This window comes from Pantoea sp. WEP (genome assembly GCF_041678305.1).
Classification (GTDB): Bacteria; Pseudomonadota; Gammaproteobacteria; order Enterobacterales; family Enterobacteriaceae; genus Pantoea; species Pantoea dispersa.
This window is the reverse complement of sequence record NZ_JBGNXB010000001.1, coordinates 3,418,614-3,440,927: the sequence shown is the minus strand read 5'-3', so window position 1 is coordinate 3,440,927 and position 22,314 is coordinate 3,418,614. Positions and strand designations below refer to the sequence as shown.

General features: G+C 53.1%; 18 protein-coding genes, 1 tRNA gene and 1 pseudogene. 13 read left to right on the top strand and 7 right to left on the bottom strand.

The window, feature by feature from the left end:
- The first annotated feature begins 18 nt into the window (after positions 1-18).
- The 10 genes from prfC to mrdA all read left to right on the top strand — a co-directional run bounded on the left by prfC (position 19) and on the right by mrdA (position 11,561).
- Complete coding sequence (prfC, locus tag ABVR31_RS16090) at positions 19-1,608, top strand: peptide chain release factor 3 (RefSeq protein WP_021507661.1); 1,590 nt, start codon at positions 19-21, stop codon at positions 1,606-1,608.
- A 259-nt stretch (positions 1,609-1,867) separates the two neighbouring features.
- On the top strand, positions 1,868-2,458 hold the full coding sequence (gene osmY, locus ABVR31_RS16085) for a molecular chaperone OsmY (protein WP_021507660.1): 591 nt from the start codon (positions 1,868-1,870) through the stop codon (positions 2,456-2,458).
- A gap of 98 nt (positions 2,459-2,556) precedes the next feature.
- On the top strand, positions 2,557-2,718 hold the full coding sequence (locus ABVR31_RS16080; RefSeq protein ID WP_007893192.1) for a DUF1328 domain-containing protein: 162 nt from the start codon (positions 2,557-2,559) through the stop codon (positions 2,716-2,718).
- Positions 2,719-2,896: 178 nt separating this feature from the next.
- A complete protein-coding gene (locus ABVR31_RS16075) occupies positions 2,897-3,949 on the top strand; it encodes a patatin family protein (protein WP_031279725.1) in 1,053 nt (350 codons plus the stop codon).
- The gene (locus ABVR31_RS16070) at positions 3,946-4,722 is read left to right on the top strand and encodes a TatD family hydrolase (protein WP_372773457.1); all 777 of its coding nucleotides are present in this window, start codon (positions 3,946-3,948) and stop codon (positions 4,720-4,722) included. The genes ABVR31_RS16075 and ABVR31_RS16070 overlap by 4 nt, the downstream gene beginning before the upstream one ends.
- 413 nt (positions 4,723-5,135) lie before the next feature.
- Positions 5,136-5,915 carry a deoxyribose-phosphate aldolase gene (deoC, locus tag ABVR31_RS16065; RefSeq protein ID WP_372773455.1) on the top strand — a complete coding sequence of 260 codons (780 nt, stop codon included), beginning with the start codon at positions 5,136-5,138 and terminating at the stop codon, positions 5,913-5,915.
- A 111-nt stretch (positions 5,916-6,026) separates the two neighbouring features.
- Complete coding sequence (gene deoA, locus ABVR31_RS16060) at positions 6,027-7,349, top strand: thymidine phosphorylase (protein WP_088516047.1); 1,323 nt, start codon at positions 6,027-6,029, stop codon at positions 7,347-7,349.
- 94 nt (positions 7,350-7,443) lie between these two features.
- A complete protein-coding gene (gene deoB, locus ABVR31_RS16055; protein ID WP_021507655.1) occupies positions 7,444-8,667 on the top strand; it encodes a phosphopentomutase in 1,224 nt (407 codons plus the stop codon).
- Between the two features lie 34 nt (positions 8,668-8,701).
- Positions 8,702-9,415, top strand: coding sequence for a purine-nucleoside phosphorylase (deoD, locus tag ABVR31_RS16050; RefSeq protein ID WP_021507654.1), 714 nt, complete (start codon positions 8,702-8,704; stop codon positions 9,413-9,415).
- 256 nt (positions 9,416-9,671) lie between these two features.
- Positions 9,672-11,561: a penicillin-binding protein 2 gene (mrdA, locus tag ABVR31_RS16045; protein ID WP_275026463.1), complete on the top strand. Its 1,890-nt coding sequence runs from the start codon at positions 9,672-9,674 to the stop codon at positions 11,559-11,561.
- Here mrdA and ABVR31_RS16040 read toward each other — a convergent pair whose 3' ends face one another.
- From ABVR31_RS16040 to ABVR31_RS16020, 5 genes and pseudogenes are all read right to left on the bottom strand, one after another.
- On the bottom strand, positions 11,562-12,272 hold the full coding sequence (locus ABVR31_RS16040; protein ID WP_021507652.1) for a GGDEF domain-containing protein: 711 nt from the start codon (positions 12,270-12,272) through the stop codon (positions 11,562-11,564).
- Entirely contained in the window at positions 12,269-12,655 is a 387-nt protein-coding gene (locus ABVR31_RS16035; RefSeq protein WP_372773452.1) for a DUF1987 domain-containing protein, read from the bottom strand. The genes ABVR31_RS16040 and ABVR31_RS16035 overlap by 4 nt, the downstream gene beginning before the upstream one ends.
- 6 nt (positions 12,656-12,661) lie before the next feature.
- Positions 12,662-13,213, bottom strand: coding sequence for a SiaB family protein kinase (locus ABVR31_RS16030; protein WP_058780400.1), 552 nt, complete (start codon positions 13,211-13,213; stop codon positions 12,662-12,664).
- 10 nt (positions 13,214-13,223) lie between these two features.
- Positions 13,224-14,447, bottom strand: a pseudogene (locus ABVR31_RS16025) (SpoIIE family protein phosphatase).
- A gap of 93 nt (positions 14,448-14,540) precedes the next feature.
- Entirely contained in the window at positions 14,541-15,866 is a 1,326-nt protein-coding gene (locus tag ABVR31_RS16020; RefSeq protein ID WP_058759546.1) for a PAS domain-containing methyl-accepting chemotaxis protein, read from the bottom strand.
- Between the two features lie 193 nt (positions 15,867-16,059).
- Between ABVR31_RS16020 and ABVR31_RS16015 the strand changes: the two genes are divergently transcribed.
- A tRNA-Phe gene (locus tag ABVR31_RS16015) sits at positions 16,060-16,135 on the top strand.
- Positions 16,136-16,558: 423 nt separating this feature from the next.
- Here ABVR31_RS16015 and ABVR31_RS16010 read toward each other — a convergent pair.
- Positions 16,559-16,897: an ArdC-like ssDNA-binding domain-containing protein gene (locus ABVR31_RS16010; RefSeq protein ID WP_372774067.1), complete on the bottom strand. Its 339-nt coding sequence runs from the start codon at positions 16,895-16,897 to the stop codon at positions 16,559-16,561.
- 843 nt (positions 16,898-17,740) lie between these two features.
- Here ABVR31_RS16010 and ABVR31_RS16005 point away from each other — a divergent pair.
- Positions 17,741-19,000, top strand: a complete 1,260-nt coding sequence (locus ABVR31_RS16005; RefSeq protein WP_372773450.1) for a hypothetical protein — start codon at positions 17,741-17,743, stop codon at positions 18,998-19,000.
- Between the two features lie 1,107 nt (positions 19,001-20,107).
- Positions 20,108-20,479, top strand: a complete 372-nt coding sequence (locus ABVR31_RS16000; RefSeq protein WP_372773448.1) for a hypothetical protein — start codon at positions 20,108-20,110, stop codon at positions 20,477-20,479.
- 16 nt (positions 20,480-20,495) lie between these two features.
- Here ABVR31_RS16000 and ABVR31_RS15995 read toward each other — a convergent pair whose 3' ends face one another.
- A complete protein-coding gene (locus ABVR31_RS15995; protein WP_372773446.1) occupies positions 20,496-22,292 on the bottom strand; it encodes a hypothetical protein in 1,797 nt (598 codons plus the stop codon).
- Positions 22,293-22,314 lie beyond the last annotated feature (22 nt).

Here is a 22,314-nt window from a genome sequence, read left to right as displayed (position 1 = left end):
CTGAAGAAGAATTCACTCATGTCTATTGCTCCCTTTTTAGAAGAAGTGGCGCGCCGTCGTACCTTTGCGATCATCTCGCACCCGGACGCCGGTAAAACCACAATCACCGAAAAAGTCCTGCTGTTCGGACAGGCGATCCAGACTGCCGGTACCGTTAAAGGTCGCGGCTCCAGCCAGCATGCCAAATCAGACTGGATGGAGATGGAGAAGCAGCGCGGTATCTCCATCACCACCTCGGTGATGCAGTTCCCGTATCGCGACAGCCTGGTTAACCTGCTGGATACCCCCGGGCACGAAGACTTCTCGGAAGACACCTACCGTACGCTGACGGCGGTGGACTGCTGCCTGATGGTGATCGACGCCGCGAAAGGGGTTGAGGATCGTACCCGCAAGCTGATGGAAGTGACCCGTCTGCGCGACACGCCGATCATCACCTTTATGAACAAACTGGACCGTGATATTCGCGATCCGATGGAGCTGCTGGATGAGGTCGAGAGCGAGCTGAAAATCGCCTGTGCGCCGATCACCTGGCCGATTGGCTGCGGCAAGCTGTTCAAAGGCGTGTATCACCTCTACAACGATGAAACTTACCTGTATCAGAGCGGCAAAGGCCACACGATTCAGGAAGTGCGCGTGGTAAAAGGGCTGGCGAACCCGGAACTGGACGCGGCCGTCGGCGAAGAGCTGGCGCAGCAGCTGCGCGACGAGCTGGAGCTGGTGCAGGGCGCATCGCACGAGTTCGACAAAGAGCTGTTCCTGAGCGGCGAAATCACGCCGGTATTCTTTGGTACCGCGCTGGGCAACTTTGGCGTCGATCACATGCTGGATGGTCTGGTTGCCTGGGCACCGGCGCCCATGCCGCGCCAGACCGATACCCGCAAAGTTGAAGCCAAAGAGGAGAAGTTTAGCGGCTTCGTGTTTAAGATTCAGGCCAACATGGACCCGAAACACCGTGACCGCGTGGCCTTTATGCGCGTGGTGTCCGGCAAATATGAGAAGGGCATGAAGCTGCGTCAGGTGCGTACCGGTAAAGATGTGGTGATTTCCGACGCGCTGACCTTCATGGCGGGCGACCGTTCGCACGTTGAGGAAGCTTATCCGGGCGATATCATCGGCCTGCATAACCACGGTACCATCCAGATTGGCGACACCTTCACCCAGGGCGAAACCATGAAGTTCACCGGTATTCCGAACTTCGCCCCGGAACTGTTCCGTCGCATTCGCCTGCGCGATCCGCTGAAGCAGAAACAGCTGCTGAAAGGGCTGGTCCAGCTGTCGGAAGAGGGCGCCGTGCAGGTGTTCCGTCCGGTGCACAACAACGATCTGATCGTGGGTGCGGTGGGCGTGCTGCAGTTTGATGTGGTCGTGGCGCGTCTCAAGAGCGAGTACAACGTTGAGGCGATTTACGAGGCCATCAACGTGTCGACTGCCCGCTGGGTTGAATGCAGCGATGCGAAGAAGTTCGACGATTTCCAGCGCAAAAACGAGATCAACCTGGCGCTCGATGGCGGTGACAACCTCACCTATATCGCCCCGACCATGGTCAACCTCAACATCACGCAGGAGCGCTATCCTGACGTAACCTTCCGTAAAACGCGCGAACACTAAGTTCGCCGTCTTCACCGGGCTGCTGCTTTCTGCCGCCCGGTTTTCTCCGATACAGACTCCTCTTAATTGCGCTGCGGTTATCGCTTTTTGGCGAGATATCAACCACAAAAGCCAGCAAAAGCTGTAATCCCTACTATGATTATTCTGTCGGACGAGAAAACGGACCTGTGGGTCTGATTACGTCCATCACGCAGCAACGTGGTGTGTTGCTGGCGCATTCGCGGTTGCGAGTGGGTTAACTGATAGAAGGATGATATCGATGAATAAGACTAAGATTGCTAAGACCCTGATTGCTGCACTGGCCGGTACTGCGCTGTTAAGCGGCGCGGCTATGGCGGCTGACACCAGCAGCAGCGCGGGTTCCAAAATCGATAGTTCTATGAAAAAAGTCGATGGCTTTATGGATGACAGCGGCATCACCGCCAAAGCCAAAGCCGCGCTGGTGGACGATGAAGCGATTAAAAGTACGGATATCTCGGTAAAAACGCAGCAAGGCGTGGTGACGCTGAGCGGTTTTGTCACCTCACAGGACCAGGCCGAGAAGGCTGTGGCGCTGGTGCAGAAGGTGGAAGGGGTTAAATCCGTCAGCGACAAACTACACGTCAGAGACAGCAAACAGAGTTCATTGAAAGGTTATGCAGGTGATGCAGCAACCACCAGTGAAATAAAAGCTAAACTTTTAGCAGATGACATTGTGCCATCGCGCAACGTGAAGGTGGAAACCACCGATGGCGTGGTACAGCTGTCCGGGGAAGTGGCGAATCAGGCCCAGTCCGATCGGGCTGAGAAGATCGCCAAAGCCATTGAAGGCGTGAAAAGCGTGAAGAATGACCTCAAGGTGAAATCTTAACGCAACCGGAACGGCATCACCAACGGTGCCGTTCCGTATTAAAAACAGTGATGTGAAGAATAAGCAGTTCGATTTTCACTATGGTAAAGGAGAGGCTTATGTTTCGTTGGGGTATTATCTTTCTGGTCATCGCTCTGATTGCTGCAGCATTAGGTTTTGGCGGTCTGGCGGGTACGGCAGCATGGGCAGCTAAAATTGTCTTTATTGTCGGTATTATTCTGTTCCTCGTGAGCCTGTTTACCGGGCGCAAACGACCCTGACCCACTGCGTTAACCATGTTAACCCGCTAGTCACATAAAGCGGAGGCCAGTCATTGCCACCATTGAAGGTGCGCCGCGACGATTGCAGGATGCGGTTGGTCAGGGAACGACAATGACTGGTTCTCCGGGATGCTGATTGAGCGCCTCCCTCAGAGCAGCAAACACTGAGGGACATCCATTGGGAATACGCATCCCGGTGTCGCTGGACACCTTTGAGCCACTGGCACTCACGCCATTCAAATCCAAAAAAATCGCGCTGGTCTGCGAAGGCGGCGGGCAACGCGGCATCTTCACGGCGGGCGTACTGGATGAATTTCAGCGCGCAGGTTTCAACCCTTTTCAGTTAATGCTCGGCACCTCAGCCGGGGCACAAAACCTCTCAGCCTTTGTCTGTGCCCAGCCCGGTTATGCGCGGCGCGTGATTACCCGCTACACCACCAGTAAACTGTTTTTCGATCCGCTGCGTTTTGTGCGCGGTGGCCACCTGATCGATCTCGACTGGCTGGTCGATATCACTAAACAGGAGTTCCCGCTGGCGCTGAGCAGCGCCGAAAGCCTGTTTGCCAAAGGCAGCGAATTTTACATGTGCGCCTGCCGCAGCGATGATTATAGCGCGCAGTATTTCAATCCCACCAATCTGACCTGGCATGACATCATTAAGGCTTCCAGCGCGATCCCCGGTTTCTACCGCAGCGGCGTATTGATGGATGGCGTGAGCTATCTCGACGGCGGCATCAGTGACGCCATTCCGGTGCGCGAAGCGGCGCGGCGTGGCGCCGATACCATTGTAGTGATCCGTACCGTGCCGTCACAGATGGCGTATACGCCGAAGTGGTTTAAACGCATGGAGCGCTGGCTGAGCGACAGCGCCCTGCAGCCGATGATCAATATCCTGCATCAGCACGAAGAGAGCTACCGCCAGATTCAGCAGTTTATTGAACAGCCGCCGGATAATCTGCGCATCATTGAAATCTTTCCGCCCAAGCCGCTGGCCAGCATGGCGCTGGGCAGTCGTCTGGCATCGCTGAATCAGGATTATCATCTGGGCCGCCGCAGCGGGCGCTATTTCCTGGCGACGCTGGGCCAGTGGCTGAGCGATGCTGAACCGCTGGCGCGCCCGATTGCCGTGACGCCGCCCGCCGCCGTCGCCAACGCGCCGGATAACCGGCCGGTCAGCACGCCGCCGCTGGCGGGTAATGACGCCGATTACGATGCAGGATCGCTGGCATGAGATTTATTGACACCCACTGCCACTTTGATTTTCCGCCATTTGTCACCGCTGCCGAACAGAGTATCGCGCAGGCGGCGCAGGCGGGCGTGGAACGCATCATCGTGCCGTGCGTGGATGCCAGCCGTTTTGCCGTGGTAAGCCAGCTGGCGCAGCAGCATCCGGCGCTGTATAGCGCGCTCGGGCTGCACCCGATCAATATTGCGCAACATCAGGATGACGATCTCGATCGCCTTGAGCAGTACCTGCAAACGCCGGATGCAAAACGCGTGGCGATGGGGGAAATCGGGCTGGATCTGTATATGGAAGCGCCGGATTTTGCGCGGCAAACCCGGCTGCTGGAGGCGCAGCTGAAGCTGGCAAAGCGCTATGATTTGCCGGTGATCCTGCATTCGCGACGTACGCACGATCAGCTGGCGCAGTATTTGCGCCGTCACGACGTGCCGCGACGCGGCGTGGTGCACGGCTTTGCCGGCAGCCAGCAGCAGGCGGAGCGTTTCATCGCCCTTGGCTACGCGATTGGTGTCGGCGGCACCATTACCTATGGGCGCGCCAGCAAAACCCGCCACACCATCGCCAGCCTGCCATTGCAGGCGCTGCTGCTGGAAACCGATGCGCCGGATATGCCACTGCACGGTTTTCAGGGCCAGCCCAATCGCCCGGAGCGCGCGCGTAATGTGTTCGAAGTATTGTGCCAGCTGCGCCCGGAACCGCCCGATGAGATCGCCGATGCGCTGTGGCACAACAGCCTGCGTTTGTTCGCGCTGCCGGAGTGAGTAATGATCCTGCGCCTGCCGCCCTCTCACTTTATCTAATAGCGCCATCACGGTTAATGGCCGTTGCAGTTTTGCCAGCGGCACAATTTATTGCGCGATGAATCGCGCCGCTGCAACGCCTCTGCCACTTCTGATGATGTGCTGACAACTCCCGCTCTGTCGCAAATTAACTACGCTTTAACGATATCCGATACCTTTTTGCGGTAACATTTGTGATAATAATCACAATCGCATCGTGCCGCGCTGTTCGGCAAAATGGCGATTTAACGTGATTAAAATCGCTAAATGCATGTATATCAGAGCGCGGTTTCCTTTTCCTTGTGACAAGCCTCGCAATTCCACGCGGCGTGAGTTGTTATAATTATCACATTCTCCGGTGAGCAGATTTCACCGGCCTGACTTTGGAGAGCACCATGACCGATCTGAACGCGGCCGCGCAGCGCGCGCTGCAACTGATGGACCTGACCACCCTGAATGAAGACGACACCGATGAAAAAGTGATCGCGCTGTGCCATCAGGCGAAATCACCGGCCGGTAACACGGCGGCGATCTGTATCTATCCGCGCTTTATCCCGATTGCACGTAAAACGCTGCGCGAGCAGGGCACGCCGGAAATCCGCATCGCGACCGTCACTAACTTCCCGCACGGTAACGACGACATCGACATCGCGCTGGCGGAAACCCGTGCGGCAATCGCCCATGGCGCGGATGAAGTTGACGTGGTGTTCCCGTACCGTGCGCTGATTGCCGGTAATCGTGACGTCGGCTTTGCGCTGGTAAAAGCCTGTAAAGAGGCCTGTGCGGCCGCGAACGTGCTGCTGAAAGTGATCATCGAAACCGGCGAGCTGAAAGAGGAAGCGCTGATTCGTGCGGCGTCCGAAATCGCGATCGATGCCGGCGCGGATTTCATCAAAACCTCAACCGGTAAAGTGCCGGTCAACGCCACGCCAGAGGTAGCGGCGATCATGATGCAGGTAATCCGTGACAAAGGCGTGCAGCAGCAGGTGGGCTTCAAACCGGCTGGCGGCGTACGCACGGCGGAAGATGCCGCTATCTACCTGCAGCTGGCCGACGATATCCTCGGCAGCGGCTGGGCGGATGCGCGTCATTTCCGCTTCGGCGCTTCCAGCCTGTTAGCCAGCCTGCTGAATACCCTGGGCCACGCTACGGCGACCAGCAAAGCCGGTTATTAATCCACGCGGTCGCCACAATGGCGGCCCACGGTGTTACTGCCGTCAGGTGCGCATTGCTGCGCAGCTGGCGGCTGTCATTCAGCGATACATCGCTTTTCCGGGGAGGCAACCTTGTTCCTGCCACAAGAAATTATTCGTAAAAAACGCGACGGCCAGCCGCTGAGCGAAGCGGAAATCCGCTTTTTCATCAATGGCGTGCGTGATAACAGCGTGTCTGAAGGGCAAATCGCCGCGCTGGCGATGACGATTTATTTTCATGACATGAACCTGGAAGAGCGCGTGGCGCTGACCATGGCGATGCGCGATTCCGGCACGGTGCTCAACTGGCAGGCGCTGAATCTCAACGGACCGATTGTTGATAAACATTCGACCGGCGGCGTGGGCGATGTCACTTCGCTGATGCTGGGTCCGATGGTGGCGGCCTGCGGCGGCTACGTGCCGATGATTTCCGGGCGCGGCCTCGGCCACACCGGCGGCACGCTGGATAAGCTGGAAGCCATTCCCGGCTTCGATATCTTCCCCAGCGACGATCGCTTCCGTCAGATCATCAAACAGGTCGGCGTTGCCATTATCGGTCAGACCAATTCGCTGGCGCCGGCGGATAAGCGGTTCTACGCCACGCGCGATATCACCGCCACTGTGGATTCTATTCCGCTGATCACCGCCTCGATCCTCGCCAAAAAATTAGCCGAAGGATTAGACGCGCTGGTGATGGATGTCAAAGTCGGATCCGGGGCGTTTATGCCAACCTTTGAGGCCTCGCAGCAGCTGGCGCAGGCGATTGTCGGCGTCGCCAACGGTGCGGGATGCAAAACCACCGCGCTGCTCACCGACATGAATCAGGTGCTGGCATCGAGCGCCGGTAATGCGCTGGAAGTGCGCGAAGCAGTGCATTTCCTCACCGGTGAGGCGCGCAATCCGCGGCTGCTGGAGGTCACGCTGGCGCTGTGCGCTGAGATGCTGATCTCCGGCAAACTGGCGGCGAACGAAGCCGAAGCGCGGCAAAAACTGCAGCAGGTGCTGGATAACGGTAAAGCGGCTGAGGTGTTTGCACGCATGGTGGCGGCGCAGAACGGCCCGACGGATTTCATCGAGCAGATGGACCGCTACCTGCCGGCACCGATGCTGAGCAAAGCGGTGTACGCCGATCGTCCCGGCATCGTCAGCGCCATGGACACGCGGGCGCTGGGCATGGCGGTGGTGGCGCTGGGCGGTGGCCGTCAGCGCGCCAGCGACAGCATTGATTACAGCGTGGGCCTCAGCGACATGATCACGCTGGGCAGTGAGGTCAATGCGCAGCAGCCGCTGGCGGTGATTCATGCCGCGTCGGAAGCACAGTGGCAGCAGGCCGCTGCGGCAGTGAAAGCGGCGATAACGCTCAGCGACCACGCTCCGCAGGCCACGCCGGTGGTGTATCGCCGCATCAGCGAATAGTGGCGTAACTGCGTGCCAGGCAGCGGCCGTTCGGGTATACTGATCTGATCGCTTTTTTTTGACTTGTCATCGCGCTATGGCGCAGGAGACTTGCATGAAACGTGCTTTTATTATGGTTCTCGACTCCTTCGGGATTGGTTCCAGCAAAGACGCCGATAAATTCGGTGATGAAGGATCGGATACGCTCGGCCATATCGCCGAAGCGTGCTTTGAAGGCCGCGCCAATGAAGGCCGCGAAGGTCCGCTGCATCTGCCCAACATGACCGCGCTCGGCCTTGGCAAAGCGGCGGAACTCTCTACCGGCCGCTTCCCGCCGGGACTGGATCCGCAGGCGGAAATTATCGGCGCTTACGCCTATGCCAGCGAACTCTCTTCGGGCAAAGATACGCCGTCCGGCCACTGGGAAATCGCCGGGGTGCCGGTGCTGTTTGACTGGGGCTACTTCAGCGACAAAGAGAACAGCTTCCCGCAGGAGCTGCTGGATACGCTGGTAAAACGCGCCGATCTGCCGGGCTATCTTGGCAACTGCCACTCCTCCGGCACGGTAATTCTTGACCAGCTGGGCGAGGAGCACATGAAAAGCGGCAAGCCGATTTTCTACACCTCGGCAGATTCGGTGTTCCAGATTGCCTGTCATGAAGAGACCTTTGGCCTCGATCGCCTGTACGCGCTGTGTGAAATCGCGCGTGAAGAGCTGACCAACGGCGGCTATAACATCGGCCGCGTAATCGCGCGTCCGTTTGTCGGCGATAAAGCCGGTAACTTTCAGCGCACCGGTAACCGTCACGATCTGGCGGTCGAACCACCGGCACCAACCATGCTGAAAAAGCTGGTAGATGAGAAGGGCGGCGAAGTGATTTCAGTGGGTAAAATCGCTGATATCTACGCGGAGCAGGGCATCACGCAAAAAGTTAAAGCCACCGGTCTGGATGCGCTGTTTGACGCCACCATTGAGCAGATGAAGAAGGCGCCGGACAACTCAATTGTGTTCACCAACTTCGTCGATTTTGACTCGACCTGGGGCCATCGCCGCGATATCGCCGGTTATGCCGGTGGGCTGGAGCTGTTTGACCGTCGTCTGCCGGAGCTGATGGCGTTGGTGAAAGAGGGTGATATCCTGATCCTCACCGCTGACCACGGCTGCGACCCGAGCTGGCATGGCACCGAGCACACGCGCGAGCACATCCCGATTCTGATCTACGGTCCAGAAGTAAAACCGGGCTCGCTGGGTTACCGCGATACCTTCGCCGATATCGGCCAGACCATCGCCAGCTATTTTGGCCTGTCCAGCATGGACTACGGCAAAAGCTTGCTGTAAAACAGCCACCACTTTTTGATAAGGAAGAACAACAATGGCAACTCCTCATATTAATGCCGAAATGGGCGATTTCGCGGACGTGGTGCTGATGCCAGGCGATCCGCTGCGTGCAAAACACATCGCCGAGACCTTCCTCGACGATGTGGTCGAAGTGAACAACGTACGCGGCATGCTGGGCTTCACCGGGACTTACAAAGGCCGCAAAATCTCCGTGATGGGCCACGGTATGGGTATTCCATCCTGCTCGATCTACACCAAAGAGCTGATCACCGATTTCGGCGTGAAGAAGATCATTCGTGTGGGTTCCTGCGGTGCCGTGCGTGCAGACGTGAAACTGCGTGATGTGGTGATTGGTATGGGCGCCTGCACCGACTCAAAAGTTAACCGCATGCGTTTCAAGGATCACGATTTTGCCGCCATCGCGGATTTCGACATGGTGCGTAACGCGGTTGACGCGGCTAAAGCGCTGGGAGTGGACGCGCGCGTCGGTAACATCTTCTCCGCTGATTTGTTCTATACGCCGGACCCGCAGATGTTCGATGTGATGGAGAAGTACGGCATCCTCGGCGTGGAGATGGAAGCGGCCGGCATCTACGGTGTGGCGGCAGAGTTTGGTGCCAAAGCGCTGACCATCTGTACCGTGTCGGATCACATCCGTACGCACGAGCAAACCACCGCAGCAGAGCGTCAGACCACGTTCAACGATATGATCAAGATCGCGCTGGAGTCGGTGCTGCTGGGGGATTGATTTTCCTCGCTTTTTTTCACCCTCACCCTAACCCTCTCCCGCCCGCGGGAGAGGGAACTGATCGAGCAACGGTTAACGCCCTCGCGAGGGAGAGGGGACTGATCGAGCAACGGTCAACGCCCTGTCCCGCATTCCTGACGCAGCAGCCCCACCGTAAACATCTGACACACTTTTACCCAGGCTTGTGCATCTTCCTGCTGGCTCTGCGGCGATCTCTCCCTATCATTAGCGTGATAATGAAGAGACTAAGCCCCTGATGAATTTCCGCAATTTCGAAGCCGAAGAGAAACTGTTTGTGCGCCGCGCGCTGGTGGCGTTTGCCCTGGTTGTTATCTGCTTCACCATTCTTGGCATCAACCTGTATCGCTTACAGGTGGATCAGCACAGCTATTACCAGACGCGTTCCAACGAGAACGACATCAAAATGATCCCCATCGCGCCGACGCGCGGGCTGATCTTCGATCGCAACGGCATACCGCTGGTGCGCAACGTCACCTGGTACGACATCCTCGTCACGCCGTACAAAATCGACAACATGCAGGCGACGCTGAAGGCGCTGACGCCTATCGTCGATCTGACACCGGATGATATCGAAACCTTTGAGCATGAACTGAAGCAGAGCAGCCGCTATAAACCGGTGGAGCTGAAAGCCGAGCTCACCGACGAGGAGGTGGCGCGCTTCTCGGTCAATCAGTTCCGCTTCACCGGGGTCACCATTGATACCTATCAGGATCGGGAATACCCGTACGGCGCCGATCTGGCGCACGTGGTCGGCTACGTGTCGAAGATTAATGACAATGATTACAAGCGGCTCAATGCCGAGGGCGTGGGCGAAAACTATGCCGCCGACCATAACATCGGTAAGCAGGGCATTGAGGGCTACTACGAATCTCTGCTGCACGGCAAAACCGGCTATCAGGAAGTGGAAGTGGATAACCACGGCCGCATCGTGCGCGTGCTGAAAGAGGTGCCGCCGGTAGCAGGCAAAAACATCTGGCTGACGCTGGATCTGCATCTGCAGCAGTATGTGGAGAGCCAGCTGGCCGGGCAGCGTGCGGCGGTGCTGATTGAGGATCCGCACGATGGCGGCGTGCTGGCGATGGTCTCCAGCCCGAGCTACGATCCCAACCCGTTCGTGAAGGGCATTAGCTACAAAGCCTATAAAACGCTGCTGCAGGATAAAAACCTGCCGCTGATCAATCGCGTCACCCAGGGGCTGTATCCACCGGCATCGACGGTAAAACCCTACATGGCGATGTCGGCGCTGCTGAGCAAAGTGATTACGCCGGGCACCACCTTCTTTGGCGCGCCGACCTGGACGCTGCCGGGCACCGATCGCAAATACCGCGACTGGAAAAAGTCCGGCCACGGCATGCTCGACGTCACCAAAGCGATTGAAGAGTCCGCCGACACCTTCTTCTATCAGGTGGCGTTCATGATGGGCATCGACCGCATCCACAGCATGCTCAGCCAGTTCGGCTACGGCAAACCTACCGGTATCGATCTGAATGAAGAGTACGCCGGGCTGCTGCCAAGCCGCGAATGGAAGCAGAAAGTGCATAAACACGTGTGGTATCAGGGCGATACGGTGTCGGTGGGCATCGGCCAGGGCTACTGGATTGCCACGCCGATTCAGATGGTGAAAGCCATGGTAGCGCTGATCAATAACGGCCGGGTGATTAATCCGCACCTGCTGGCCAAAGCACAGCGCGGCACCTGGCAGCAGGTTTACCAGCCGACCGCGCCGCAGCCGCAGATTGGCGATGCGAAATCACCGTACTGGTCGCTGGTGCGCCACGCCATGTTTGGTATGGCTAACGCGCCTAACGGCACCGGTTATAAATATTTCCATACCGCGCCGTACGGCATCGCCGCCAAGTCCGGTACGTCGCAGGTGTTTAGCCTGAAGCAGAACCAGACTTACAACGCGAAGATGATCCCGGTGCGCCTGCGCGACCACATTTTCTATACCGCCTTTGCGCCGTTTAACAACCCTCAGGTGGCGGTGGCGCTGATTCTGGAAAACGGCGGTAACGAAGGCATTACGGCCGCGCCGGTGATGCGCAATATCCTCGACCACATCTTCCTGCCGCCGCCGGATAGCAGCGTGCCGATGCAGACGGCCAGCACCGCGCAGGTGCACTGATCAGCGGAAAAATACCCGGTTGCGGCCGTGGTGTTTGGCATCGTAGAGCGCGGCATCGGCATTGCTGTATAGCGTGTCGAAATCGGAGCCCGGCTTACCGTAGCTCACGCCGAGGCTGGCGGTCACCAGTTGCTGCGGCAGCACCGCCAGCGGCGAGGCGTTAAGCGAGGCGTGGATCGCACCGGCGACAATCACCGCGTCGGACAGGCGATAGTGCGGCAGCAGCACGGTAAACTCTTCGCCGCCGATGCGGCCAATGCTGGCACCGGCCGGGCAGTGCGCCTGAATGCGCGTCACCAGCCCGCAAATCACCTTATCGCCCATCGGATGGCCGTATTCGTCGTTGATTTTTTTGAAGTGGTCGATATCCAGAATGATCAGCGCCGCCGGGCCGCTCTCCAGCGTCTGGCTGATGCGCTGAATAATCGCGCCGCGATTCCAAACCGCCGTCAGCGGATCGTGGCTGGCTTTGTACTCCAGCTCCTGCGCCAGCTGGTTTAACTGCTCATTTACGCGGTTCAGCTCGCGCTCCGCGCGATCGCTGCGGGAGATCAGCCGCCAGGTTTCGCGCATCAGGCGCTGATAGTGGCGATTCAGGTGCAGCAGCGCCTCGCGGTAATCCTGCGCGCTCAGCGTGTTTTGCGCCGCCACATGCTGTGAGCGATTCAGCACCTCGCTCTCTTCACGGAACAGCTCATTGAGATCCATCATGACGCCAGTTCCGCCTGCAGATTAACCTGCAGATCGGTAAAATCCAGCGCCAGTTCCTGACCAAACTCTTCCGCGATGTCATCTTCCGCATCAAACAGCCAGTTCAGCGTGACGCGCTGACCGCGCTGCGCCAGCTGGTTAAACAGATCGAACAGGCTGAACAGCATCTTGGTGCTGGAGCTGTTGAAGTAGCGCAGCGCGATAGTGACGACCACCGCGTCGTTGTCGGTGGGTTGCCACTGCTCAAGGGCATCCAGCAGCGGGCGATAAAACGCCGCCGCGTTCTCCGGCCACGACTCGCCGCGCAGCGCAAACTGGCGGGTGGCAAAATCAAAACTCACTTCGGGCGTGCTCTCAGTGGTAGCGATAATCAGGTTTTGCATACAACCTCAATCCTGGTGAATGGTGGCTTTAAGCCAAAACGTGGCGTAGCCGCTGGCGGGCAGCGGACGCAGTTCATACTCCAGCGGTTCACTGACATCACGGGCAAGCGTCAGCAAACCGATATTGGCCCCTTTGCTGGTGGCGGGGCTCTCGGTGCGCAGACCGACACGGTAGGCCTGCTTAATTTCGTCGTTACTCATGGTACGCAGCAGATCGAGCCAGTCGCGCAGCTGCTCGCAGGCGGCCTGTTCGACCTGATTACTGCTCTCCAGCACATAGCTATCGCCATCCACGTGCAGCGTTACGGTGCCAAAGCGAAAGTGCTGTTCGGCGTGGCTCAGGGTACGGCTGTCCTGCGAATAGCGCAGAATGTTCTGCACAATCTCGACAAAGCTGGAGAACAGCCGGCGGCGCACTTTCAGCGGGGCCTGCTGGTTTTCCAGAAACACTTTGATCACTTCACCCATCGCGGTGATGTTCTGCGGCGAAAAGAAGCCGGTATAGTGCAGCGCAACGCTGTCGGGCGGCAGGTGCGTGCCGGTGGAAGCTGGATGCATAAGAGGCTCGTTAATAACGCAGGCCAAACCAGGTGACGTCATCGCGCCGCGGCTGGTTGCCCTGCCAGTGAAGAAATGCCTGCGCAAACGCCGTGGAGAGCTCGGCCATCGGCAGGGTTTTATGTTGTGCAATGACCGTCTGAATCCGCTTTTTACCGAACATAATCTGCCGCGCGCCGCCGGGTTGATCGGTCACGCCGTCGCTCATCACCAGCAGCACATCGCCGGGCTGCAGTGTGCGCTGCTGCTGCGGCCAGCAATAGTCGTGCGGCGTATCGGTGTAGCCAACGCCGACGCGATCGGCCTGCAGCGCGGCGGCTTCACCCTGTACCGGCTGCAGTACCGCGTGCATGCGCGCGCTGGCCCAGCTCAGCTGATGGCTGGCCGTCTCCAGCCGCAGCGCAATCGCATCGCAGCCGTCGTTGGACAGCGAGGTCTGCTGCGAGGCGTTAAGCTGGCCCAGGGTTTGTTTGATGTGGCGGTTAAGCGCCTGCAGCAGGGCAGACGGCGTACGATGGTTGTGCTGCAGCGCACGCTCCAGCGCTGCATGCAGAATCACCGTCATAAACGCGCCGGGAATGCCGTGGCCGGTGCAGTCGGCAATCAGCGCCAGCCAGCCGTGCTCGTCGCGGTGAAAGGCTTAATAGTCGCCGCCCACGCCGTCACGCGGCTGCCAGTGCAGGCACCAGTCGCTTAGTTGCTGCGCCATCTGCTGCCGCGAGCGGTCCAGCATCGCGTCCTGAATCACCCGCGCGTAATCGATGCTCTGTAAAATTTGCTGATGCTGCTGTGCCTGCAAATCGGAGACGGTACGAATCAGGTCGATACCCAGGCCGATGCCAATATAGCGGCCCTGTTCAGTCACGATAAAACCATCGGTCACTGATTTATCTCCGCTGGCGACCACCTGCTGCGCGACCCGATCGAGTCCGGTTTCGGCATCGATCACCAGCGGTTGCTTATCCATAAAGGCGATACAGCTTTTACGATCGTACAGCTCGCGGAAGAACGGGCGCGTCATTTGCGACAGAAAGATGTGGCGGTTAATCATGCCGAACGGCGTGCCGTTTTCCACCACCGGCAGGCCAATCAAATCTTTGTGTTCGCTAAACAGCGCCATTACCGCCGTGTTGTCCATCGCTGGCGTGACGAACGGCACCGCAATACACAGCGAACGCGCGCGGGCACGACCCGTCAGGGTGCTAAGCCCGGTGCGGAAATCAGGCTGCTGCATGAGAAAGAGTCTGGCGTTGATTAGGAATAATCTTAGGTTACGGCACGGCGATGACACTTTTATGTCACCGCCGGCCAGCGCTCGCTGCTGCGCTTACTGCGGGGCTTTTAGTGTATCGGCGACGTGGCTGATGGCGCGCACCACCTCACTGGAGCTGCCGCGAATTTCGGCAATCACACCGCCCGCCTGCTGCGCGAGCACTACGCCCTGATCGGCACGTTTCAGGTTCGACGCGATGCCTTTCTGCGCCTTATCCGCCAGCAGATGGTTATGCCTCACCCGATTCTCGATTTCGCTGGTGGCGCGATTGATGTTTGCCGCGAGGGTGCGCACTTCACTGGCGACCACCGCAAAGCTGCGGCCGTGCTGACCGGCGCGCGCGGCTTCCACTGCCGCATTGAGTGCCAGCAGATTGGTTTGGTCGGCAATGCGGCGGATGCTCTCCACGATGGCGCCGATGCGATCGGAAGAGTCGCTCAGATCATTGATATCACCAGAAATACCGTGCAGTTCGCTGGCCAGCGCATTGATATTCTGCACGCTGTTTTCAATGACCGCCGCTCCCTGTTGCGTACTTTCACTGGTATGCAGCGCGGTTTGCCAGGCCTGCTGCGCTGCTTCGCGCTCCAGCTGGTTTTTTTCCACCTGCGCGGTAACGTCGGTGGCGAACTTCACCACTTTGTACAGCTCGCCGGCGCTGTTAAACACCGGATTATAGGTGGCGCGCAGCCAGACGGTGTTGCCCTGCTTATTGACGCGCTCGAACTGGCCGGAGATATATTCACCCTGATTGAGCTTGTGCCAGAAGCGGCGATAGGCCTCGCTGGTGCGCATTTCGGGCGGACAGAACAGGCTGTGATGGCGACCGATGATCTCATCAGCGCGATAGCCCATGGTATTGAAGAAATTATCGTTGGCCATCAGCACTTCACCTTTGAGGTTGAAGGCAATCACCGCCATCGAGCGCTCAATGGCGGTGGTCATGGCGCGCTGCTCCTGCGCATCCATGATGCGCGCGGTGATATCACTCGCCAGCTTGACGATTTTGATCACCCGGCCGTGGCGATCCTGCACCGGTACGTAGTTGGCTTCCAGCCAGATCGGACGGCTGTGCTTCGCCACGCGCAAAAACTTATCGCTGAAGCCTTCGCCGCGATTCAGACGCTGCCAGAACTCGCGATACTGCGGTGACTGCACCATATCCGGCGTGCAGAACAGGCTGTGATGCTGGCCGACAATTTCTGCCAGCGTGTAGCCCATGCGCTCCAGAAACAGCGCGTTGGCGGTGAGGATGTGACCATCAGGCGTAAACTCAACCATAGCGATGGCCTCCTGCAGCGAACTGAGCGTTGCGCTGCTGTGACTGCGTTTCTGCCACGCGAGGCGCGACAGGATTCCCGATGTAATCGTGCTGAACATGGTGGACCTTATTATGGTTATGGGATGTCAGCACGGTTATCGGCGTGGGTGGCTAAAAATTCATCACTAAATAACGCGGTTGCGCAGGTTTTTACCATCGGCTCCGGCGTTTGCTGCAAAAGGCAGCAGTCAGCTGATTTTTACCGAAAAGCGTTTGACGGTACGGCGCGAGTAAGGTTTAATGCGCCCCGTTGCCCGGATAGCTCAGTCGGTAGAGCAGGGGATTGAAAATCCCCGTGTCCGTGGTTCGATTCCGCGTCCGGGCACCACTAACACCAAGGCACTGGTCAGAAAGACATTTTCTGACGGGTGACTGAAAGAAGGTGGCGTTCCAGCAACATTCAGTGCAGAGTAAATGCACCAGCTTGGTTTTAAGCCAACCCTACTGAAAGGGTATCAGTTAGCGCTGATACCCTTTTTTTATTGGCACTAAAAATAATTGCCGTACTGTTGCCTAATGTTAATTACAAATGCCTTTATGAGTTTTTAAAGGTAATGCTTAGAGTTATGGGCGATCCCATTTCCCATTCTATTCCTCGAAAATTCTCCTCTATTCTTTCTGCATAATTATAACAAATGACATCAATTAATTAAGAAAGCATGGGTGTCATTTTTATTAATAAAATATGATTTTCAAGGTTTTCGGTAATACAATAAAACCAGCAGCAGAATTGTAATGCGCGCGATTTAATTCAACTTAAGTCACATGCATGCTGGGTGTTTAGCATTTCCAGTGTCTGACCGCGCCTATCAGCACCAAGCCCGCCATTAATCTGATGATCCGGATGTGGCAGATGTTTGTGACAGGACTGAAAATCTTGCTCCTCGGCGGCTAACCACAACAGCGTGATATTTACTCCGTTGTAGTGGCGGCGGGTCGGCGCGTTGAATAGGATCGGGGATTCAGCGGAACGCTTACTGTCTCGCGAAGGTTTACACCAGGATAAAACTTCTCGCTCGATCGACGCTACGATTTTGCCGATGACTTGCTGGTAAAGATCAGCTTGGTCGGTTTGGGATTTAGGTTTTATGTGTTTGGTCGGCGTGGGATACTCCTTACGTGGCGTATCCCTTCACGTAATGGCGAAATGATACGCCACTGGGCAGGTTGAGATTGAGGGTGGTTACTTGAGGTTACTCAGGATTGCTTCAGGTATTGGCCACCCAAGCGCTTGGGTAGCCACTTCTGAACATCAAGCCATTCTGCAAGCGTGCCATCTGATGAGAAGTCATAGCAGCCGACGTAAAATCGATGCGTCAGAAGTAGTGTGGCTAGCACCATGGAGTCATGAGGCCGGTCTGGTGACCAGTTGAACGATGTCTTACAGAATTCACCGCCAGATGAATGTTGGCCAGGGAAGACACTTTCTACTCAAGATCTTCCTTCACTTCACCGTTAAAAGAGATAGCTTGTTGTTGAATGCCGCTTTGTACTATCAGGACAGCGGGCTGCCGCAGTGGATAGCTGCCATCACTTGTGCAAAGCACCAACGGTTGCTTATAGCCAGGAATGTGCCGGTTTTGTATTATCAAAAGACGTTTGATTGCGGTACGGTTAAAAGTAACCTCTAATCGTTAGGTACTGATTTCAGTTGGGTGTAGCAATGGCAATAGCCCATGGGTAAATCCTCCAGATATGAAAAAATGGGGGATTTATCCGCTAACGGCAGTAAATCCCCGTCAGGATGAGTAAAGCGTGCCGTAAAGTGTGGCGAGATGATGAGAGAACCTTAACCATTTAAGATGGGACCCGCTCCAGAGGTGTGCGGATGTGGGGACCGCCAGATGGTGCTTCTTTCAGGGCCGTGAAATTTGATCAACATACCAATACTACCATTACCACAAATTTTTATATCATCAAGTAAGGATGTCATTTGAAAATTGAATACATGGTTTTCAAGGAAAAAAAAGAAAGTTTTGCAAACTCTCCAGCATCTATTAGTGATTTGCTTTTAATAGACGACGGGATCAGCAAAAAAGGGAGTTTCTTTGAGTATGATGATATTAAATTTAAGGTAAATATCGTTCCTATTGAATCCTCTGATCAGAAAAATAATTATTTTGACATCACTCTTTATTATGAGGGCTCTGTTGATGATTCAATTGCCAATAAAATAACATCTTTGCATCGGGCAGTTATAAGTATTTTAAAAAGAAATTTTCAAGTGCCACCAAAGGTGCTTTGGAGTGATCTAGACTCATATTATTCCACCAAAGCTTACCCGCTCATTAAAAACATAGAAAACTTAATGAGAAAAGTATTAACTAAACTCTTTATTGTAAAGGTGGGCTATTCTTGGGAGAAAACTAGCCTTTCAGCCGATCTTAAAGGTAAGGCTGGAAACTCCAAAGGTAGAAATATTGAAGCTAACTATCTTTCAGGTTTGGATTTTATCGATTTAACACTAACAATTTTTGATAAATACAGTGCAACTCAACGTGATCTAATTTTTGATGAAATCGATAAGGCTTGTAAGGCACAAGATTTATCAAAAATTGAGAGCATTTTACCGCGTTCTAACTGGCAAAGATATTTGAGTGAGCATATCGATTGTACCGAAGAAGTATTAATTGATAAATGGAAAGAGCTTTATGACATTAGATGCGCAGTGGCTCATAATACAGGCTTCACCAAAGGTGACTTTGAAAATTGTCTAAAGCTAACTGGCTTTATCGAAAAAGTGTTGTCGAGCAGTCTTGAGAACATAGAAAAAGAGGTTGTTGAATCTGATATAGACTCAAGCAGGAAAGAACCAGCCTCAGAAGTTATTTACAAAGCAAAATCGAATGAAACAGATTTACAACAGTTAAAGACCCTTCAGAAAAATATAGCCAACCTGGCAAGTTTAACATCAAATAATGACATGATCAGGAAGCAAATCGAACATTTGAGCACATTTAAAAATCCCTATGAGGATGTTTTTAAAACTAGCTTAGATACTCTCCGGAAACTTCAAGTTCATTTCCCTCCTGTTTCCACTAGAAACAACTGGATGCACGGAGTTTCTAGTGATGATTATTTGATTAGCAAACAAGCAAATGATCAGAATTATTATCAATCAAATTCTTCAGAAGAAAAAAATCAGGATGAGAATAAAAATAAATTTGATGATAACGAAAACAATAATGATTAAAGGTTATAAACATTTTTTATATATGTGTGGAGATTAGACCCATGCCCTAAATCCATCGAAACCATGGCCTCAGCTTCTTCCCTGCTGAGGCTATTATTCATATGCCAGTCGGTGGCCTCACGCGAATAAGAGTATCTCAGGCTATGTGGCGCTTCTATCCCCGATAGACCTGTATCCTTAACCACATTTCGGTATCGATCGCGTTCCTCAGCCCAGCTTTATCAAACAACTTACCGCCATGATCCGATGAATAAGCCACTGCTGCATTTAAGCTGCGCACAAGTTCCCACGCGACATACATTCTCCAAAAAACATATCTACCCCGACTGCACGGTTTCAGGTGGCGGTTCCTGCCTCTCAGCGGATATCTGTGCATCGAGGCGGCGTAATGTTGAGTTGTTGCGAGGTTTCTACAGCTCTCAGAGCTGATCGAGGCTAATGCCGGTTCCTGATTTCTCAGAACGCCTCCGTCCGTCAGGTTTGCTGATGTCGCCTTGATATCGCGTTGATTTCCTCCTCAGATAAGTTGCTAACGTTCACTGAATGTTGGAGTGGTTGATGGTTGTAATAACGGACTACGTGTTGGTCAGACGGTAAGCGTCGTCGCAGAAGGTCGTATTACGTGGTGTTGACGTATACGCGCTGCGCGCGTCACTTGGTTGTTGCTACGCGCCAACGCAAGTGACGCCGCGCAGCTTCTGCCTGTAATTGCGAGGTTCGTTCGTCGCCAAATGTTCCAAATGGCGGAAACGATCACGCAAACTGGCTGTGCGCAGTAGCTTGTATCGATGAGATGAAGTTGATTGAACCGTAGTGATGTAGTGGAAACCTTGGGCGTTGCTTTTGCCCGCTACTTGGAAAGGTTGTGTAGCTTTGCCGGTTATCCCGGATGCAGCCGCCATATGGCGTTTCTCACAGGCTGCTGAAACTTTCGCTGATGACCGCCGCTGTGGTGCCCCTTTCAGGCCATGAGGGCTTTGTTGGTTGCGTAAACAATGGCAACGAACAAAATTTAGCGAGCCTGATTTTCTGCGTCAAATTGTTGGACACAATTTAGTTGAAAAAATGATCATAAGGGTTAATGCTTATTGTATATTTATGAATTAATTGAGACGACAGAATGAACAACAACGCTACCATAACGGTAAAGTTGCTGGCACAATCGTAAAAGCGACTGCAACCATCTTCTCTAAGTTTAGATTCAAAATGCGAGCTCATGCTGGCGGCTCTAGAATTAAAATAGTTATAGCTAATGCGGGATTTATTAGCATGGTCTTCATTGCATTAATATTAGTTGCATTCGTCTTCTACAACACAGCGGGACTTATTGGGCTGGGGATTTTGGCTTTACTGGCACTTCTGCTACCAAAATCATACTCAATTCCTGTCGAAGAAGTTGAGTATGATTTCAATGATGGTTATAGAAATGGCCCTGAAGGATATGGCTATTATTCAGGAGGTTATAAAATAGATGAATGATAACTCTTAATTTCAATCACTCATCACAATAGATTAAAGGTATTGCACTTGTTTCCTTTACCGCATGTGAAAAAGAGGAAAGTATCCATAACAACTGAGTAATGTGACCACTTACTTTTTCACCCCTCTGAATTTTTCCAAATTCCGCTGCTATTAACTTTTTAGATATAAATGAGCAGCTCAATATACATTTTCTGTGGAGCTTATAGTCTTTTAGTAATTCAGTGAGATATTTATCTAAATTGGTAGCATTGCCCTTTCTAACCCTCTTGATTCGAGTAGGGCCAGAATAGGAGTTGTAATCTGAAGAGAATTTATCATGCATTTTTTTAGTTAAATCTGACTGGCTAAAATTAAGATAGCCTAAGTTTTTAACTGCCTGACCAATAACATCATGAAGATTACTTGCGGAAGTACTCTGCGGGCCATGTTTAGAATGGATGAAATTGATGCAAGAATCTTTTTTATTAAATGTTATGTGGTCAGCCCATTCAGTCCCCAAGTCGTCACAAAAAACATAGTCGTCGCGTTTGTGCTCATTCTCAACTAAAGAAAACATTGAGTCACGTGAGAAATTAACACTGTTTTTTCTAAATGACCCTTTTTCGCTCTTAACTAAAGACATGTTTTTTATTGGATGTAACATTTCTAATATGCTTTCTATTTCAGCCACTCCAGAATCATCCTGAAAGCAATTGCCTATGAAATACATATATCTCGGATCATTAAATGTGATGCTATAAAATCCATTTTTTATTATATAGCTTTGTAGTGTTACATCACTGCCAGAAATATTTACTTTTAATGATCTTAAAAACGACGAGTCAAATGTCATTGTTTTATTATTGAAACGAATGATTGCTTTTCCTACAACCTTCTCAATGCTATTAGCTGAATCAATAGTGTAAACTCTTTCAAGATGTCTAAATAATTTATCCATCTCTTTGGTATTCAGCGCTACATCATTTCCTTTTTTATTAACATACTTAATCGGAATGCTGTCTTCATTGAGTTGATCATATAATGATGAACTCTCGATCAATATTGCATTTGGGGATGTAACAGCCAATACCTCTTGGAGTTTTTTTTGCTTTGCGAAGGCATCTAGAAAATCTTTTTCACCGCCGCCACTTTTAATTAGAGATAGCTGGTTATAAGCCCATAAGGCTAAATCATCAAAGTTTATTCTATGAGAAGATTCAACTAATCTTCCTGTACCCGATATAGTTCTTGTAATTAAACCTTGGCGATACTTTAAGAACAAAGGAATAGACCTGCCAGCAGCATGAGTTGAAAAAGTTCCCTTAAGATCTGCTGCTTCATAGGAGCGATTCCTGATTGCTTTGTCGGAGACAGTCATATTTCGCATGGAAATCCTCTGAAATGACACATCCGAATCATTGAAAGTATCAGCAATCATTGCATTCGTAATAAGGTCGAAATTATCTTCGATACTGTCAGAAATACTTGCACAGCTCTTTTTAACTATGCAAATATAGTTCTCAAATTCAAATATTATTATGAATGCATGTATTCGGTCGTATAAACCATCTTCCTCTTCATCTTTGCCTATGAAATAAACAGGTCTTATTGTTGGGAATATCTTAATTGAGTAGCGATATTGAATGTCTTGATCTATTAAAATTCCGACGTCTCGGAATGTGTTTAAGATGTATTCTTGGTCCGGCTCTATATTATCATCAGCTGCATTAAGAATACGTGAAATAAAATCCTCATTAATATCTTGTAATTCAATATCATTCTTGAGGACGTAAAATTGGGCATTTTTTGTTAATTCTAATTTTTCAAGCATTGCTGCATCCTTACAAGCAAAG

What these genes read in the sequence shown, in the direction of transcription:
- prfC (WP_021507661.1), top strand. Translation starts at nt 19, where the DNA reads ATGTCTATTGCTCCCTTTTTAGAAGAAGTGGCGCGCCGTCGTACCTTT.
- osmY (WP_021507660.1), top strand. Translation starts at nt 1,868, where the DNA reads ATGAATAAGACTAAGATTGCTAAGACCCTGATTGCTGCACTGGCCGGT.
- ABVR31_RS16080 (WP_007893192.1), top strand. Translation starts at nt 2,557, where the DNA reads ATGTTTCGTTGGGGTATTATCTTTCTGGTCATCGCTCTGATTGCTGCA.
- ABVR31_RS16070 (WP_372773457.1), top strand. Translation starts at nt 3,946, where the DNA reads ATGAGATTTATTGACACCCACTGCCACTTTGATTTTCCGCCATTTGTC.
- deoC (WP_372773455.1), top strand. Translation starts at nt 5,136, where the DNA reads ATGACCGATCTGAACGCGGCCGCGCAGCGCGCGCTGCAACTGATGGAC.
- deoB (WP_021507655.1), top strand. Translation starts at nt 7,444, where the DNA reads ATGAAACGTGCTTTTATTATGGTTCTCGACTCCTTCGGGATTGGTTCC.
- deoD (WP_021507654.1), top strand. Translation starts at nt 8,702, where the DNA reads ATGGCAACTCCTCATATTAATGCCGAAATGGGCGATTTCGCGGACGTG.
- mrdA (WP_275026463.1), top strand. Translation starts at nt 9,672, where the DNA reads ATGAATTTCCGCAATTTCGAAGCCGAAGAGAAACTGTTTGTGCGCCGC.
- ABVR31_RS16040 (WP_021507652.1), bottom strand. Translation starts at nt 12,272, where the DNA reads ATGATGGATCTCAATGAGCTGTTCCGTGAAGAGAGCGAGGTGCTGAAT.
- ABVR31_RS16035 (WP_372773452.1), bottom strand. Translation starts at nt 12,655, where the DNA reads ATGCAAAACCTGATTATCGCTACCACTGAGAGCACGCCCGAAGTGAGT.
- ABVR31_RS16030 (WP_058780400.1), bottom strand. Translation starts at nt 13,213, where the DNA reads ATGCATCCAGCTTCCACCGGCACGCACCTGCCGCCCGACAGCGTTGCG.
- ABVR31_RS16020 (WP_058759546.1), bottom strand. Translation starts at nt 15,866, where the DNA reads ATGTTCAGCACGATTACATCGGGAATCCTGTCGCGCCTCGCGTGGCAG.
- ABVR31_RS15995 (WP_372773446.1), bottom strand. Translation starts at nt 22,292, where the DNA reads ATGCTTGAAAAATTAGAATTAACAAAAAATGCCCAATTTTACGTCCTC.